We start from the raw sequence: 16,499 nt of genomic DNA, 5'->3' as shown, positions 1-16,499 counted from the left end.
TCGCAAAGGTTGCGCCCGGCAGCGGGCGCGGCCGTGCCCGCCGTCGGACCGGGGCGACGGCGGGCGGGGTGGGGGAGGCGGAGCAAGAATGAGGCGCGCGCCACTACCTTGAGAGTCGCTCGCTCCAGGTCGCCGCCCGCAGCTCGTCGTCCCACGATCGCCCCACGGCCATGACCACGCCCCCGGACCTTCCCGGCGTCTCCCGCCGCGACTTCGTGCTGCGCGCCGGCCAGCTCGGTGCCGCGCTCTCGCTCCTCGGGCCGCGGGTCACCCGCGCGCTCGGCTCGCACTCGGCGCCCGACGCGCCCCCGACCGCGGCGGAGCTCGCGCGGCTCTACGGCGGGCTCCGGTGGCGGATGCTCGGGCCGTTCCGCGGCGGCCGCGTCGACGCCGTGAGCGGAGTGCCGGGGCGACCGCACGAGTTCTACTTCGGGCACGTCAACGGCGGCGTCTGGAAGACCGTCGACGGCGGCCGCACGTGGGACCCCGTGTTCGACGATCAGCCCGTCCCGTCGATCGGCGCGCTCGCCGTCGCGCCGTCGGCGCCCGACGTCGTCTACGTCGGCACCGGCGAGTCCACGCTCCGCGACTCGGCCGGCTACGGCAACGGCGTCTACAAGTCGACCGACGCGGGCCGCACGTGGACGCACCTCGGCCTCGACGACACGCAGCACATCGGCAAGATCGCGATCGACCCGCGCGACCCGAACGTCGCGTTCGTCGCCGCCATCGGGCACCTCTACGCGGCGAATCCCACGCGCGGTGTCTTCCGCACGCGCGACGGCGGCCGCACGTGGGAGAAGGTGCTCTACAAGGGCCCCGACGTCGGCGCGGTGGAGGTGGTGATCGACCCCACCGACTCCCGGGTCGTCTACGCGGGGCTGTGGAATACGCGCCGCCCGCCCTGGTACACGTACGCGCCGACGAACGGCCCGGGCGGCGGCATCTTCAAGTCGACCGATGGCGGCAGCACGTGGACGCAGCTCACGAACGGGCTGCCGGCGCAGGGCATCGGCCGCACCGGCATCGCCGTGTCGCCGACGAACCCGCGCCGCGTCTACGCGGTCGTCGACTGCCTCGTGCCCGACCCGAACGCGTCGGCGCCCGCCGCGCCTAACGCGCCGGGCGCCGCGCCGCAGCCGCCGGGCCAGGGCGGATTCTTCCGCTCCGACGACGCCGGCGCGACGTGGACGAAGCTCTCCGGCGACACCGCGCTGTGGGGACGCGGCTGGTACTTCGAGAAGGTGACGGTCGACCCGAAAGATCCGGACACCGTCTACGTGCCTAACGTCGCCGTCAACCGGTCGATGGACGGTGGGCACACGTGGCAGGTGCTCCGCGGCTCGCCGGGCGGCGACGACTATCACCAGTTCTGGGTGTCGCCGGACGATCCGAACACCGCGATCGTGGCGAGCGACCAGGGCGCCGTCATCACGCGTCAGGCGCGCGCCGCCGATCCGCGCGAGGTGACGTGGACGTCGTGGCTGAACCAGCCCACCGCGCAGCTCTACCACCTGTCGGTCGACTACCGCTTCCCGTACTGGGTCACCGGCGCGCAGCAGGACAGCGGCGCGGTCGCCGTGCGGTCGCGCGGCAAGTTCGCCGAGATCTCCACGCGCGACTGGGAGCCGATCGGCGCCGGCGGCGAGAGCGGCTACACCGCCGGCGACCCGCTGCACCCCGGCATCATCTTCGGCGGCATGGGCGGTCGCTACGATCTCGCGCAGAACGTGCCGATCAACGGCACCGTGCCGCCGCGCGCCGACGAGACCATGCGCGCCGACTGGACGCAGCCGCTCGTGTTCTCGAAGGCGGACCCGCACGCGCTGTACTACGGAAGCCAGTTCGTGTTCAAGACCACCGACGGCGCGAAGTCGTGGACGCGCATCAGCCCCGATCTCACCCGTCCCGAGGGTCCGCCGCCGCCGAACCTCGACGAGACCGCGGCGAAGCACGTGGACCGCAACGGCAAGCGCGGCGTCGTGTACACCATCGCGCCGTCCCCGCTGCGCGCGCCGCTCGTCTGGGCCGGCACCGACGACGGGCGGATCCACGTCACCTCCGACGACGGTGCGACGTGGCAGGACGTGACGCCGAAGGCCGTCAGCGCGTGGAGTCGCGTGACGATGATCGACGCGTCGCACTTCGACGCCGGCACCGCGTACGCGAGCGTCGACCGTCACCAGCTGCAGGACTTCGCGCCGTACGTCTACCGCACGCGCGACGGCGGCAAGACGTGGCAGCGCATCACGAACGGCCTCCCCGCCGAGGGCTGGGTGCACACCGTGAAGGAGGACCGGGTACGTCGCGGGCTGCTGTTCTGCGGCACCGAGCGCGCGCTGTTCGTGTCGTTCGACGACGGCGAGCAGTGGCTCCCGCTGCAGCTCAACCTTCCCACGACGTCGATGCGCGACCTCGAGATCTACGAGGACGACCTGATCGTCGCGACGCACGGGCGCGGCTTCTGGGTGATCGACGACATCGCGCCGCTGCGGCAGTTCGATCCGGCGCTGCTCTCCGCCGATGCGTTCCTGTTCAAGCCGAGCGACGCGATCAACTACGTCGCGACGAGCGACAACGGCACGCCGCTGCAGAAGGACGAGCCGCAGGCCGCGAACCCGCCTAACGGCGTCGCGATCGACTACTGGCTCCGCGCAGCGGCCGCCGCTCCGGTGACGCTCGAGATCGTGGACTCCACCGGATCCGTCGTGCGCGCGTACGGCACGAACGTGCCGCCGACGCCCGGCGCGGGCGGCCGCGGGGGCGCGGGCGGCATCCCGAACACGTCGCCGCTCTGGCGGCCGGCGCCGGAGCCGTTCGCCACGTCCGCGGGCATGCATCGCGTGGTGTGGAACCCCGTCGCCGCCGCGGTGGGCCGTGGCGGTGGTGGCGGTGGGGGCGGCGGCGGCTTCGGGCGGGGCGGCGCACCGCTGTTCGGCGCGTTCACGGCGCGGCTCACGGTCGGCGGGCGCTCGTACACCCAGACGTTCACGGTGAAGCCCGACCCGCGCTCCGTCGACGCGAAGTAGTGACCGGAGGCCCGGCGCCCGGGTACGGCGGCAGGTGCGAGCCATACCCGGGTCAGTGAGACGGATCGTTCTCCTCGCCGCGGTCGGCGCGGCCGCGTGCCGCGCCGCCGCGTCGGAGTTCGCGGCCGCGCCCGCGGACCTGCCGCTCGGCACGTGGGGTGGCGACAGCGCGGGGTTCATCGTGAGCGACACGGCGGCGCACCTGCACATCGCCTGTACGTTCGGCGACCTGTCGGGGCGCGTGCCGCTCGACGCGTCGGGGCGCTTCGACGTCGGTGGGAGCTACGTGCTCCGGGCCTATCCGATCGCGGTGGGCCCATCGCTGCCGGCGCGGTTCGCCGGGCGGCTCGAGGGTGCCGTGCTCACCGTCACGGTGACGGTCGACGACACCGTGCAGCACCAGCGGGTGGTGCGTGGCCCGGTGGTCGTCCGCCTCGGCGACGCGCCCCGACTGGGGCCGTGCCCGATCTGCCGACGTCCGATCTTCACGACGCGGCGCTAGCCCCCCGCACGGCTGCCGAACGTGGCACGGCCGCGACGGGGTGGGCTCACCCCGACGCGGCCGTGGGGGCCGCGGAGTGCCCCGGGGCATCCGCAGCCTCGAGTTCGGCTGCTGCTTCTACCGCTACATCTCACGGGAGAGGATCGGTCGATCCGCCCCGCGACTTGAGCCGTACCGCCGGAGGATACCCACACGCTCGGGCTCGTCGGCGTGACTCATCGCACACGGAATTGTCGAATGCTCCTGCGCACGCGCTCGCATGGCACGGGCGCTGCCTTTGGTCGGAGTGCCACAAACACACGACACAGGAGACGACCTGATGCATAGACTCGGTAGAACGGCTCTTCTCGCGGCAGCGCTCGCCTCGGCGGCGTGCAGTCGTGGCAACGATCGCTCGGCGCTCGTGGACAGCTCGCTGAGCCGCGATCTCACCACCGCGTCGCAGCTTCCGCCCGCCCCGTACGCAGACACGGTTTCCGCGCTCGAGCGCATGGGCTCGGCGACGGCACCGGCGGCGGCCGCTCCGGCCGCGGTCGCTGCGGCTCCGGCGCGCTCGACGTCCTCCTCCAGCACGCGCCGCAGCACCGTGCGACACCGCTCGTCGAGCGGCGGCGAGGTCGCGCGCTCGAGCAGCTCGTCGGGGAGCTCGTCGGGCAGCTCGTCCAGCGGCTCGTCCGAGTCGGCGCCGGTGTACAGCGCGCCGGCCCCGCATACCGAGACGGTGAAGCATACGAAGCGTGACGCGGCGATCGGCGCCGCGGCGGGCGCGATCATCGGCGCGACGACCAGTCGGGACAAGATCAAGGGTGGAGTCATCGGCGGCGCGGCGGGCGCGATCCTCGGCGGCATCATCGGGAACAACGTCGACAAGAAGAAGAAGACGGTGCCCTGACGGCCCGTCATGCACGGCACGGGGCGGGGGCGGTCGATCAGCCGCCCCCGCCCGTGTTCCCACATACGGTCGAGCGACCATTGTTTGCGATCCCAAGCAATTGGTCCCGAGCTTGCAAGGCTCATCGGGTGCCCTCCGGGGCGCTTCCAGTTTCGGGTGTGGGTGCACGTCGCGGGCGGTGGCCTGGCCACCGCTCACGACGGCCCGTGCCCATGCGCCCCCGCCGCCGCTGCCGACCGTCCGATCCGAATCCCGCGATGCGCGCTTCCTCCGCTGCCGCCGAGCTCTTGCCGACCGTGTCCACCGCCCGCCCGCTGTCGCGCGCCTATCACCCGAAGTACGACGTCGAGCATCGGCGCGACGTGCTGGAGTTCCTGCGCGCGAAGGGGTGCGAGCTGCGCCCGGCGTACGCCGCGCTCGGCATCGCGTACTTCCTGCAGCAGCGACTGCGGCGCGACGCGATCTGCGGCGCCGACATCCGCGCCCTGTTCCCGCGGCGCGAGGAGCGACTCGCCGGTACGCTGCGCAACGCGCACGACATCCTGCGGCGCGCCGCGGCGCGCGGCCTCGTGGAGTCGCTCGGGAGCGGCTGGTACACGATCACGCCGCTCGGCGTCGCGGTCGTCGAGGCGCTGCCGGACGACCAGCGCGTGGCGGAGCTTCGCGGCTGCCGCACCGTCTCGTGCGGCATGGGCCGGCGTCGCGTCGCGCACGCGGACGACCTCTGACGACGTCGCGCGCGGAGCTCGTCGAGGCCGTCGGTTTCGGCGGATCTTCTCCGTTGACGGTGAACGACTCGCATTGAATAATCGCGTCGGGCAACGGAGTCGCGGTCACTGCTTCGATGCCCGGCCGATCGACGGGACGCCGTCGCTAGGCGTCCTGGTGAGCGTTCGAACTCACCGGGGGGGCTGCGAGGTCGCTGGCCGCAGTCGCAGGGGCCGGAGCAATCCGGTACACTCGGTCGCCGTAACCGCACGGCGGACGGGAAGTCGGACGAACGGGTCGCAGCGGTCATGAGCGAGATCGCCTCGTACGTGAGGCGCGCACCTCCGGTGCAGCGCGGCAAAGAGCGGCGATGTCGAACGTGAGCGCGGCGGGTTCGAACCACCGCCGGACGTCAGACGCCAGCGCGAAGAAGCCCCCGACGCGAGCGATCGCGCCGGGGGCTTCCGTTTCGGGGATCGGTTAGGCCGATTGGGCTTCGTCCCGCGCTATCTTACCCCCATGAACCTACCCGATTCTCCGGCGGCGTTCGCCGATGCGACCTGGAGCGACATCGCGCCGTACTTCGAGGCCCTCGCCGCGGCCCCACTCGACGAGACGACGGTCGCCGAATGGCTCGCGACGTGGTCGCGTCTCGAGGAGCTGTTGAGCGAGGCGGGCACCGTCGCGATGATCGCGTACACCGGCGACACGGCCGATCCCGCGAAGGAAGCGGCGCACCTCCGCTTCTCGATGCAGATCTTCCCGCTCGTCGATGAGCAGCAGGTGCGGCTCGCGAAGCGGCTGCTGGACGTCGGCTACGCGCCGCCCGACCTCGCGACGACCGTGCGTCGCTTCCGCACCGACGCCGAGATCTTCCGCGAGGCGAACGTGCCGCTGTTCTCGGAGCTGGAGGAGCTGTCCGCCGCGTACCAGAAGATCACCGGCGGGCTCTCGGCCGAGTGGGACGGGCAGCGCAAGACCATCCCCCAGCTGCAGCCGTTCCTGAAGAGCCCCGACCGCGCGGTGCGCGAGCGCGCGTTCCGGCTGGGTGCCGGCGCGTACCTCGAGAAGCGCGACGAGCTGGCCGACCTGTTCGACCGCATGTACGCGCTGCGCACGCGCGTCGCGGAGAATGCCGGCTTCGGGAACTACGAGGATTTCTGCTTCGCGGCGAAGCACCGCTTCGACTACACGCCCGCCGACTGTCGGCGCTTCCACGACGCGGTCGAGCGGACGGTCGTGCCCGCGCTCGAGCGCCTGTCCGCGTACCGCAAGTCGCGGCTCGGCGTGGACGTGCTGCGTCCGTGGGATCTCCAGGTGGACGTCGAGCGTGGCGGCGCGCCGCTGAAGCCGTTCGACACCGTCGACGACTTCGTGGGCGGCGCGCGGCGCGTGTTCCATCAGGTCGATCCCGAGCTGGGCGCGCAGTTCGACATCCTCGCCGACGAGCGGCTGCTCGACCTCGAGAGCCGGCCGGGGAAGGCGCCGGGCGGCTACTGCACGAACCTGCACGTGCGCGGCCGGCCGTTCATCTTCATGAACGCCGTCGGCGTGCCGGACGACGTCTCGACGCTCGTGCACGAAGCCGGGCACTGCTTCCACGACTTCGCGATGACGCGGCTGCCGCTCGTGTGGCAGCGCACCACGGGGCACGAGGCGGCGGAGCTGGCCTCGATGTCGATGGAGCTGCTGGCCGCGCCGTCGCTCGCGCGCCCGGTGGGCTTCTACGACGACGACGACGCGCGCGCCGCGCGGATCGAGCACCTCGTCGACGTGCTGGAGAGCCTCGCCCACATCGCGAGCGTGGACGCGTTCCAGAGCTGGATCTACACGAGCGGCCGCGGGGGCGATGCCGCGGCGCGCGACGCGGCATGGCTCGAGATCCGGCAGCGGTTCGACCGCGAGGCCGACTGGACGGGGCTGGAGCCGGAGCGCATCGCGCGGTGGTACCGCCAGCTCCACATCTTCGAGATCCCGTTCTACTACATCGAGTACGGCATCGCGCAGCTCGGCGCGCTGCAGGTGTGGCGCCGCAGCCTAACGGACCACGCCGAGGCGGTGCGGCGCTACCGCGGGGCGCTGGCGCTCGGCGGCACGCGCTCGCTGCCAGAGATCTACGAGGCCGCCGGGGCGCGGCTCGTGTTCGACGCCGAGGGCATGGGCGAGCTGGTGGCGCTCGTGGAGGAGGAGATCGACCGGATGCGCGAGGCCGCGATCGCGCGCTGAACGAGGGTCGTCGGGGCCGGGTCTGCGCCGCTTGCCACGGACGCCCGGCCCCGCTTGTGTTCCCATGCGCCCCCGAGGATCGGGGCGCGCTTTCACATGGGATCACAGGAACACGCCAGATGGCAGAGATCGAATTCGAACGCCGGGGCACGCCCCTCTGGAAGGTGGTGCTCGCCCTGCTCGTCGTGGCCGCGATCGTGTGGGCGATTCTCGCTCGGCGCGGCGGCGGGACGCCCGCCCTCGCCGACTCGACGGCCGCCACGCCGGCCACCGACTCCGCGGCGGCCGCCGCGGCCAAGAACGTACCGCCCGCGCCCGTGACGGCACCGGCGGCCGCCGCCGGCCCGTCCGCGCAGTTCGCGACGTGGGCCGACACGTCGAAGATGCCGAGCGGCGGCGATCAGCAGGCGGCCTACGTCGGTGACGGACTGCAGTTGCTCGCCGGGGCTCTCCAGGAGCGCGTGCCGCTCGCCGGCGTGCAGGTGAACATGATCCGCGCGATGGCCGACACGCTGCGGATGCCGAACCTGAAGGCGAGCCAGTACACGAACGCCACGCAGGCTGCGTTCTTCGCCGTGGGCTACGCGCTCCGGCAGACGACCGCCGCGCAGCCGCTGAACGACAAGGCGACGGTCATCTCGCTCACGAAGCCGCTCGCGCAGCAGGGCCAGGAGGTGCGGAGCTTCTTCACGACCGCCGCCAAGGTGCTGCGCGCGCCGATCGCGAAGGACTCCGCGCCGCCGAAGCCGGTAGCGCCGGCGAACTCCGCGGTCGTCCACCCGCAGAAGACGACGACGCCCCCACCGGTGCCGGCGGCGAAGACGCCGTAGTCGCCACGCGGGCGGGCGGGACTCAGGGAAGGGCGGGCGAGCGGACGACGCGCCCGCCCTTCATCACGAACCGCACCTGCCGCACCGCGGCGATGTCGCGCGTGGGATCGCCGGCGACCGCCACGAGATCGGCGAGCAGTCCGGGCGCGACCCGGCCGATTCGGTCGTCCAGGCGCAGCACCTTCGCGTCGACGGACGTGGCGGCGCGTAGTGCCTGGATCGGCGTCATGCCGTAGTCGACCAGCATCTCGAGCTCGCGCGCGTTGTCGCCGTGGGAGAACACGCCCACGTCGCTGCCGCTCGCGATCGTGACGCCGGCGTCGAGGGCGGCCTTGAACGACGCCTTCTTCGCGCGGATGGACGGCGGGTCGGGATCGACGCCCTTCTTCCACCCGCGGTACTGCAGGATGGCGTCGCCCGCGGCGAGCGTGGGGCAGAGCGCGACGCCCTTCTGCGCCATGAGCCGGAAGACCTCCGGCGTGCCGCCGTCGCCGTGCTCGATGGTCTCCACACCGGCCACCACGGCGCGGCGCATCCCCTCCGGCGTGCTCGAATGCACGACGACCGCGCGCCCCGACGAGCGTGCCGTCTCGACCGCCGCGCGCAGCTCGTCCTCCGAGAACGTCGGGCGCGTCTCACCGTTAGGCCCCCAGCGGTAGTCGGCGTAGAGCTTGATCCACTCCGCGCCATGGCCGATCTGCTCGCGCACGACGTGCGTGACACCCTCGACGCCGTCCGCTTCCTGCGCGCCCTGCGGCACGTCCCAGCGCGGATCGAACCCCTTCGGCCCGTAGCTGCCCGTGGCGACGATCGCGCGCGTCGACGGAATGAGGCGCGGGCCAAGGATGATGCCGCGGTCGATCGCCTGCTTGAGCCCCACGTCGGCGTCGCCGGCGCCTTCGGTGCCGAGGTCGCGCAGCGTGGTGAAGCCGGCCATGAGCGTCGCTCGCAGATGGTTCGTGGCGCGCGCCACGCGGAGCGCGAGCGGCTCGTGCAGCACCTGGTCGTCCCACGGCGTCTCGTTGTACGGGTGCAGCAGCACGTGCGAGTGCGCGTCGATGAGCCCCGGCATGAGCGTGGTGCCCGCGAGATCCACCGTGCGCGCGCCCGCCGGCGCCGCGACCGACGACGCGGGGCCGGCGGCAACGATGCGATCGCCGCGCACGAGCACGACCCATCCGGCGTGCGCGGCGGCGTCGGTGCCGTCGTACACGCGGTCGGGGCGGAGCAGGACGGCGACGCTCGTGTCGGGTGCCGACGGCGCCGGCTGCGCGGGCGCGCGAGATGCGCCGACGATCGTGCACGGCATGCCGAGCGTGACCAGCGCGACGCGGCGAGAACGAGGAGAGAGCATGCGAATGACGGCGGGTGCGCGATGACGGATTGGCGCGCGATGCCGACGAGCGGCGCGGCGCTCGGCGGCGGCACGGACGGCTGGGTGAAGGGCGACGGCGTGCGGCTGCACTACGTGGTGCGCGGCAGCGGACCGCTCGTGGTGCTGCTGCACGGCTTTCCGGAGTTCTGGTTCGGCTGGCGACACCAGCTCGCCGTGCTCGCGGCAGCGGGCTACCGCGCCGTCGCGCTCGACCTCCGAGGATACAACTTGTCGGGGCGACCGCCGCGCGTCGAGGACTACACGCGCGCGCGCGTCGCCGCCGACGTCGCCGCAGCCATCGCGCGACTCGGCGGACCGGCGCGCGCCGTGGTCGGACACGACTGGGGCGGCGTGATCGCGTGGCGACTCTCCGTGCGCCACGCGGACGCGCTCGAGCGGCTCGTCGTGATGAACGCGCCGCATCCGGCACGCTATCGCGAGCTGGCGCGACACCCGGCGCAGCTCGCGCGGTCGTGGTACGTGGGCGCGGTGCAGATCCCGTGGCTGCCGGAGCTCCTGCTGCGGCGCGACGACTTCGCCGCGCTCGCGCGCGTGCTGCGCGTCGAGCACGGTCGAGATCGCGCGCCGAGCGACGCGGCGCTCGATGCGTACCGCGCGTCGTGGCGCATCCCGGGCGCCCTCAAGGCGGCGCTGTCGTACTATCGCGCGTTGAAGCGATCGCTCGTGCAGAGCGCGGCCGTCGAGCACGCGCCCACGACCCAGCCGACGCTCGTCGTGTGGGGGATGCGCGACGGCGCGCTCGTGCCGGCGAACGCCGAGGGGCTCGAGCGGTGGGTGCGCGATCTGCGCGTGGTGCGACTCGCCGACGCGCACCACTTCGTGCAGTCCGATGCGCCCGACGCCGTGAACGCAGCGCTGGTCGACTTCCTCAGGCGTTAGGCGGCTCGCCGGTCGGCTTCACGCCGATGTCGACGTCGGGCGGGAACTCGACGGTGAGCGTGAGGTCGGGGCCGAGCGACACCGTGAGGCGATTGCCTGTCGCGTCGCGCACCAGCGAGAGCGTCGGACGCGTGCCGAGGCGCTGCGAGATGTCCAGCGCGTGGTGAAGGCGGCGCCACGCGATCTCCTCGCGGTCGCGGTCGACGCTCTTCGCCGGCGACGGCGGTGCCGCAGGAGGAGGCTCGAGCGGCGGCGGCAGGGGCGGCAGCTGGATCGGCTGGGTGCCGGCGCCGACGAGTCGCAGCGTCTCCTGACGCGCGGCGGCGAGCGAGAGGCCGGCGTCGACGAGCACCTGCGCGCCGATGCCGCGCTCCTCGCGCAGGAGCCCGAGCAGCAGGTGCTCGCTGCCGACGTACGTGTGGTGCATCTCGCGCGCCTCGGTCATCGCGAGCTCGAGCACCTTCTTCGCCCGCGACGTGTAAGGCAGGTCCGGCCCCGGGCGTCCCTCCGGCTGACCCGCCTTCACGGTGGCGTCGATCGTCCGTCTGATGCGGTCGACGTCGATGCCGAGGTTGTGGAGCACGGTCACGGCGACGCCCTCGCGCAGTCGCACGAGGCCGAGCACGATGTGCTCCGTGCCGACGTACTCGTGATGCAGACGGATCGCCTCCTCGCGAGCCATCGCGAGCAGGCGGCGGACATGCTCGGTGAAGTTGTATCCCTGCATCTGTCGCGACCGTCCGAGCTGAACGAGGAATGCCATGGCGGTGCCTAACGGTCCGGGGTGGTCGACGCACTCGGAGAATCCAACTCGCGCGGCGGCGCGCCCGTCACTCGCGCGACCGCCCGATCAGAACGCGTAGCCGACCGTGAGGTTGAAGTGCTGGTTGGCCTTGGAGTAGATCGGCGGCGCGTACGTCGTCCACGTGCGGCGCGTCGTGAAGCCGAGCACGATCGGTCCGTCGGGGCGCGCGACGACGTGCCCCTCGCACACCGCGTTGCGCAGGCGCGTCGCGGCGACCGCTGCGGGGGTCGGCGTCGGGAGATCGGCGCGGTTCGGCGTGTCGGCGCCGCAGCCGCCGCCGAGCGTGACGAGCGACGCGACGCGGAGATTGATCTGCGCCCACGCGCCCTTCGTGCGCACCGGCTCGCCCCGCGCGTTCACGCTCTGCGCGATGCCGCCACCGCCGAGGCCGCGCAGCGCCTTGCCGGTGAACGCCTCGCCGCGCAGCTCGATGAAGTGGAACGGCAGGATCGCGCTCGCGACGAGCGCGTCGGTGCCGATGAGCGTGTCGTTGTTCGCCGCCGCGAGCCATCCGCGGTGCACGCCGAAGCCGATCTCGCCACCCGTGTCCTCCGGGCCCCAGCGCACGCGCGCCCTCGCCTCGAGATACGGTCGCCGCGAGCGCTCGGCCTGGTCGACACCGGTGTCGAAGAGGCCCGCCGCGTCGCCGTTCGTCGGCGCGAGCACCGCGAGCTGCAACCCGGCGCGGAGCCCGCTGTCGGCGTGCTCGATCGTCAGGCGCAGCTGCGGGAGCCACAGCCAGAGGTTGCCCGCGGTGCCGAACTCCGGCACGCCGACGGCCGCGACGCTCACCGGCTCGACCGGCGCGACGAGCGGATTGTCCTGGCCGATCATGACCTCGGCCCACGGCCAGCGCAGCGCGCCGCGCGCGGTGCGAATGCGCAGCAGCGGGAAGTTGCGTCCGCCTGGGCTCGCTTGCTGACCGCCGTAGAAGTCGACCTCGATATCTCCGTTGAAGTCGGCGCCGACTACTTGCGGCACGAACGCCGTGCCGCGCAGCGTAGACTGCCGCAGTCCCGCGCCGAGTCCGCCGTGCAACAACCGGCCGGCGACATTCGTGTCGGGGCGGGCGAACTGCGGGACGTCGGCGTTGTTCACGCGCCACGTGTTGTAGAACGTGTTCATCAGCACTCGACCGCCGATGTCGAACCTCGAGCGCGATTCCGTCTGCGTGGCGCTCGCCGCCTGCGCGGCGAGCTGCTGCTGCAGCAGCGCGATGGCCTCTTCGGCTCGTCGGAGTCGCACGAGCAGCGAATCGGTCGCCGTATCGGCGAGCGTTCGCGGAATGGTGGATTGTGGGGATTGATCGGGTGTCTGCGCGACGACGGGCGCGGCGCACAGGCACGTGAGCACGGCCGCCAGCATCACCGGCGGGCTCTGGCGTACGGCGACGAGTCGGATCATGGACCTCTTCCCGGACATGTGAGCCACCAATGGTCAAGCTCAGGGCAGTCGCCGCTCTCGGAGTGGGTGCGGGCGCGTCTATCATCTCGGCGAATGGCGCCGCACGCCAGCGCGAACCCGCACGACTCGTGGCGCCGACCACGGTGAGCGGCCACGTGACGCTGCTCGGCCCCGACGCGCGCCCGTCGCGCGAGGTGGGTGACGCGATCGTGTACCTCGAGCTGGTCGCGCCACCGCCGCGTCCCGTGGCCGTCGCGCCGGCACCGACGCCCGCGCCGACGCCGCCACCCCTCGCGGCGGCCGCGCCGCGCGACACCGTGTCCGCGCTGTGGGAGATGATGCGCGAGCTGCGACAGACGGTAGCCGAGCTGCGCGACGCGGTGCGGCAGCTGCGCGTGCAGCTCGCGGGCGGCCCGGCGGCGACGCTCCCGGCCGGCGTGCTGGTGGACAGCGCGCCCGCGGTGTCGGTGCCCGCCACGACGCCGCGACCGGCACCGATCGAGAGCGTCGCACCGGCAGCCCTGCCCGCGCCGCGCGCCATCCGCTCCACGGTGATGGCGATGCGGCAGAAGACGTTCGAGCCGCACGTGCGCGTCGTGGAGGTGGGCGGGCTCGTCGAGTTCCCGAACCGCGATCCGTTCAGCCACAACGTGTTCTCGACGACGTCGGGCGGCGCGTTCGACCTCGGGCTCTACTCGCGAGGTGAGAGCCGCGGCGTGACGTTCCGCCGCGCGGGGACGTACGCGATCTACTGCAACATCCACTCGAAGATGAGCGCGTTCGTCGTCGCGGTGCCGTCGGCGCTTCACGCGCAGGTGCGCCCGGACGGGGCGTTCTCCATCGACGGGGTGCCCGCGGGGCGGTATCGCGTGCACGCATGGCACGAGCGCGCGCCGGAGCAGGTGACGACCATCACCGTCGGCGAGCGTCCGTTGCCCGACGTTCAGGTCACGCTCGACGCCCGCAGCTTCCGGCCCACCGCGCACCTGAACAAGTTCGGGCAGCCGTACTCCATGGTCACGCGTGACGCCTACTGACGCCTCGCCGCGCGCGCGAGTGCGCTTCCCGCTCGCGTGGCGGATCTTCCTCGGCACCGCCCTGGTCGTCGCCGCCGTGTTAGGCGGGAGCCTGTACCTCACGGCGCGCGCCGCGCAGCGCGCGGCGGCGGCGGCGGCGGAGCGGGGCATCGCGGCGATCCGCGCCCAGGTGGCGACGCAGCTCGACGCGCGCGCACGCGTGCTGCTCGACGCGGCGCGGGTGTTCGTGCAGATCCCGGCGTTCCGCTCGCTGCTCGCCAACGGCTCGCCCGACGACGCGCTGGACCAGGCGCGCGAGGCTGCGGACCGACTCGGCGCCGAGTGGGTGCAGCTCACCGACGCGCGCGGCGTGCGGCTCGCGAAGAGCGACGAGCCGCACGCGCCGCCGGTGGCGCTCGGCTCGATGTCGCTGATCCAGCGCGCGCTCGCCGGCGAGGCAGTGGCGGCGTACGGGCGCGCGGGCGACTCGTCGCTGTTCCACGCCGTGGCGGTGCCGGTCGAGGGGCCCACGCCGGGACAGCTCGCCGGCGCGCTCATGGCGGCGCTGCCGCTCGACGCCGCGGCGGCGCGCGCGTTAGGCACCGCGGCCGGCGGCGACGTGGTGGTGTACCTGCAGCCCGACGGCTCCGAGGGCGCAACGCCGCGAGTCGTGGCGTCGACGCTGCCGGACGCGCCGACGCTGCAGCGCGCCGTGCAGGCCCTCGCCGCGCGTCCGGCCGATGCGCGCGCGTCGGAGGTGCGGCTCGGCGGCGAGGAGTTCTACGGGCTGGCGACGCCGCTGCGCGCGGCGGACGGGCGCGTGCTGGGCGGCCTCGCGGTGCTGCACTCGCAGGCGGCGGAGCTGCGGCCGTTCCGCGAGCTGGAGCGCACGATCCTGCTCGCCGGGATCGCGGGACTCGGGCTGGCGCTCGTCGTGAGCTTCGCGGTGGCGCGACAGACCACGCGGCCGCTCGCGCGGCTCGTGACGGCGGCGCGGCAGGCGGCCGCGGGCGACTACTCGGCCGATCCGCGCGCGCGCACGGGCGACGAGGTGGGCGTGCTGGCGGAGGCGTTCCGCAGCATGCTGGTCGACCTGCGCGAGAAGCAGGTGCTGGTGGAGTTCGCGCGCCTGACACCGGTGCGCCCGCCGCAGACCACGCCGTCGGGGGATCTGCGGCCGATCGGCGAGCCGGGGTCGGCGCGCGCGCACGACACCACCGTGCGCACGCCGAGCGGCCAGGTGGCGGTGTCGGCGGATCCCGCGGCCGCGCCGCCGAGCGCGGCGCCTAACGCGGCGCCTCACGCGGCGCCTCACGCGGCGCCTCACGCGGCTCCCGCCGCGGCGAAGGCCCCGGCGGCGCCGCTCGACGCGTTCGCCGCCGCCGCGGCGCTGCGCAGCGGCCAGCGATTCGCGGGGCGCTACCGAGTGCGTCGCATGATCGGCGCCGGCGGCGTCGGCGTCGTGTTCCTCACGACCGACGAATCGAACGGTCAGCCGGTCGCGCTGAAGGTGCTGCGCCCCGACGTGCTGCAGTCGGACCCCGTGTCGCAGAGCCGGCTCGAGCGCGAGGTGCACGTCGCGCAGCGGCTGTCGCACCCGAACATCGTGCAGACGTACGAGCTGGGCGAGGCCGACGGGCTGCACTTCCTCACGATGGAGTACGTCGAGGGACCGACGCTGCGTCAGATCCTGCTCGAGCGCGGGCGGCTGCCGGTGCCGGTGGTGCTTGGACTCGGCAAGCAGCTCTGTCGCGCGCTCGACCACGCGCACGCGCGCGGCGTGGTGCACCGCGACATCAAGCCGCACAACCTCGTCGTCACGCCGGCGGGCGTGCTGAAGGTGATGGACCTCGGCACGGCGCGGCTGCTGGAGTCGACGCGCGGCCTAACGGAATCGGGCGCCCTGTTCGGGACGCCGGCGTACATGGCGCCGGAGCTGCTGCGCGGCGGTCCGGTGGACCCGCGCGTCGACATCTACGCGGTGGGCGTCGTGCTGTACGAGACGCTCGTCGGGCGGCCGCCGTTCTCCGGCGGAGAGTCGCCGCTCACCGTGCTCACGCAAGCGCTGGAGTCGGCGCCCGTCGATCCCGTGGCGCTCAACCCGCAGGTGCCGCGCGCGCTCGCCGACATCGTGCTGCGCGCGCTGGCGAAGGATCCCGCCGACCGACCGCAGAGCGCCGCGGCGCTCTGCGAGCAGCTGTCCGCGCTGTGACGCGCTGAAGCGCGCGGTCAGACGCTCGTCGGTCCGGGCGCGGCGGGCGCCGCGATGCGCGTGACGCCGCCGGAGACGATGAACGCCATCACCTCGGCGCTGTCGGCGCGCAGCGGCTCCACGCGCGTGGCGGGAAACAGCACCATGTGCCCCGCGACGCTGTACGACAGCGGGAAGTACACCGCGACCTGACCCTCGAGGCCGAGGTGCTCGAGCGCGTCCTGGGTGACGAAGCCGATCGCGCGGCCGCCCGCCTCCGGGAGGATCGTGACCAGGACGGGCTTGTCGAAGCGCCGCTGCTCGCCGACGAACGCGTTCAGCAGATCCTTCGTCGACGTGTAGAGCAGTCGCACGAACGGGAGCCGCGTGAGCACCGACTCGACGATCGCGAACAGGCCGCGCGCGAGGAACGTGGAGGCGAGGAAGCCGACGAGCGTGAACAGCCCGATCGCGACGACGAAGCCCACGCCCGGCACGGCGAACGGCAGCCAGCTGTCGATCGCGACGAACAGCCGCCAGCATACGTAGGCGGTGAACGCGAGCGGCGCGACGACGACGAGGCCGCGCAGGAAGTAGTTGATCAGGGCACGCATGCCGGGA

At 73.1% G+C, this 16,499-nt stretch carries 13 protein-coding genes; 9 read left to right on the top strand and 4 right to left on the bottom strand.

From position 1 onward, the window contains the following. The first annotated feature begins 170 nt into the window (after positions 1-170). The 6 genes from J421_RS18485 (at position 171) to J421_RS18460 (ending at position 8,187) form a co-directional block, all read left to right on the top strand. Positions 171-3,029 carry a WD40/YVTN/BNR-like repeat-containing protein gene (locus tag J421_RS18485; protein WP_025412660.1) on the top strand — a complete coding sequence of 953 codons (2,859 nt, stop codon included), beginning with the start codon at positions 171-173 and terminating at the stop codon, positions 3,027-3,029. Positions 3,030-3,084: 55 nt separating this feature from the next. Then, positions 3,085-3,531 (top strand): hypothetical protein, encoded by a 447-nt coding sequence (locus J421_RS18480; RefSeq protein WP_025412659.1) that lies wholly within the window; start codon positions 3,085-3,087, stop codon positions 3,529-3,531. A gap of 403 nt (positions 3,532-3,934) precedes the next feature. Then, positions 3,935-4,423: a YMGG-like glycine zipper-containing protein gene (locus tag J421_RS18475; protein WP_025412658.1), complete on the top strand. Its 489-nt coding sequence runs from the start codon at positions 3,935-3,937 to the stop codon at positions 4,421-4,423. Positions 4,424-4,719: 296 nt separating this feature from the next. After that, complete coding sequence (locus J421_RS18470) at positions 4,720-5,151, top strand: hypothetical protein (RefSeq protein ID WP_148306387.1); 432 nt, start codon at positions 4,720-4,722, stop codon at positions 5,149-5,151. A gap of 499 nt (positions 5,152-5,650) precedes the next feature. Then, a complete protein-coding gene (locus J421_RS18465; RefSeq protein WP_025412656.1) occupies positions 5,651-7,357 on the top strand; it encodes a M3 family oligoendopeptidase in 1,707 nt (568 codons plus the stop codon). Between the two features lie 119 nt (positions 7,358-7,476). Beyond that, positions 7,477-8,187 (top strand): hypothetical protein, encoded by a 711-nt coding sequence (locus J421_RS18460; RefSeq protein WP_148306386.1) that lies wholly within the window; start codon positions 7,477-7,479, stop codon positions 8,185-8,187. Positions 8,188-8,209: 22 nt separating this feature from the next. On the opposite strand, the gene J421_RS18455 is transcribed toward J421_RS18460, so the two are convergent. Continuing rightward, positions 8,210-9,541 carry a metal-dependent hydrolase family protein gene (locus J421_RS18455; RefSeq protein ID WP_236646271.1) on the bottom strand — a complete coding sequence of 444 codons (1,332 nt, stop codon included), beginning with the start codon at positions 9,539-9,541 and terminating at the stop codon, positions 8,210-8,212. A gap of 21 nt (positions 9,542-9,562) precedes the next feature. Between J421_RS18455 and J421_RS18450 the strand changes: the two genes are divergently transcribed. Beyond that, on the top strand, positions 9,563-10,462 hold the full coding sequence (locus J421_RS18450) for an alpha/beta fold hydrolase (protein WP_025412653.1): 900 nt from the start codon (positions 9,563-9,565) through the stop codon (positions 10,460-10,462). On the opposite strand, the gene J421_RS18445 is transcribed toward J421_RS18450, so the two are convergent. Next, entirely contained in the window at positions 10,452-11,225 is a 774-nt protein-coding gene (locus J421_RS18445; RefSeq protein WP_025412652.1) for a Clp protease N-terminal domain-containing protein, read from the bottom strand. The two genes, J421_RS18450 and J421_RS18445, sit on opposite strands and share 11 nt — an antisense overlap. Positions 11,226-11,312: 87 nt before the next feature. Then, a complete protein-coding gene (locus J421_RS18440) occupies positions 11,313-12,671 on the bottom strand; it encodes a hypothetical protein (protein ID WP_148306385.1) in 1,359 nt (452 codons plus the stop codon). A 128-nt stretch (positions 12,672-12,799) separates the two neighbouring features. Between J421_RS18440 and J421_RS18435 the strand changes: the two genes are divergently transcribed. Both J421_RS18435 and J421_RS18430 read left to right on the top strand, forming a co-directional pair. Beyond that, positions 12,800-13,708: a hypothetical protein gene (locus J421_RS18435; RefSeq protein WP_025412650.1), complete on the top strand. Its 909-nt coding sequence runs from the start codon at positions 12,800-12,802 to the stop codon at positions 13,706-13,708. Positions 13,709-13,727: 19 nt separating this feature from the next. After that, entirely contained in the window at positions 13,728-15,899 is a 2,172-nt protein-coding gene (locus J421_RS18430) for a serine/threonine-protein kinase (RefSeq protein ID WP_025412649.1), read from the top strand. 17 nt (positions 15,900-15,916) lie between these two features. On the opposite strand, the gene J421_RS18425 is transcribed toward J421_RS18430, so the two are convergent. Further along, positions 15,917-16,492: a DUF502 domain-containing protein gene (locus J421_RS18425; protein WP_025412648.1), complete on the bottom strand. Its 576-nt coding sequence runs from the start codon at positions 16,490-16,492 to the stop codon at positions 15,917-15,919. Positions 16,493-16,499: the final 7 nt, after the last annotated feature.

It is taken from the genome of Gemmatirosa kalamazoonensis, from assembly GCF_000522985.1.
GTDB lineage: Bacteria > Gemmatimonadota > Gemmatimonadetes > Gemmatimonadales > Gemmatimonadaceae > Gemmatirosa > Gemmatirosa kalamazoonensis.
Note: the sequence above shows the minus strand (reverse complement) of the source record. Positions and strands in the feature narration are given on the sequence as shown.

Coding starts and splice junctions, on each gene's coding strand:
- J421_RS18450 (WP_025412653.1), top strand. CDS start 9,563: ATGACGGATTGGCGCGCGATGCCGACGAGCGGCGCGGCGCTCGGCGGC.
- J421_RS18465 (WP_025412656.1), top strand. CDS start 5,651: ATGAACCTACCCGATTCTCCGGCGGCGTTCGCCGATGCGACCTGGAGC.
- J421_RS18485 (WP_025412660.1), top strand. CDS start 171: ATGACCACGCCCCCGGACCTTCCCGGCGTCTCCCGCCGCGACTTCGTG.
- J421_RS18440 (WP_148306385.1), bottom strand. CDS start 12,671: ATGATCCGACTCGTCGCCGTACGCCAGAGCCCGCCGGTGATGCTGGCG.
- J421_RS18460 (WP_148306386.1), top strand. CDS start 7,477: ATGGCAGAGATCGAATTCGAACGCCGGGGCACGCCCCTCTGGAAGGTG.
- J421_RS18425 (WP_025412648.1), bottom strand. CDS start 16,492: ATGCGTGCCCTGATCAACTACTTCCTGCGCGGCCTCGTCGTCGTCGCG.
- J421_RS18455 (WP_236646271.1), bottom strand. CDS start 9,541: ATGCTCTCTCCTCGTTCTCGCCGCGTCGCGCTGGTCACGCTCGGCATG.
- J421_RS18445 (WP_025412652.1), bottom strand. CDS start 11,225: ATGGCATTCCTCGTTCAGCTCGGACGGTCGCGACAGATGCAGGGATAC.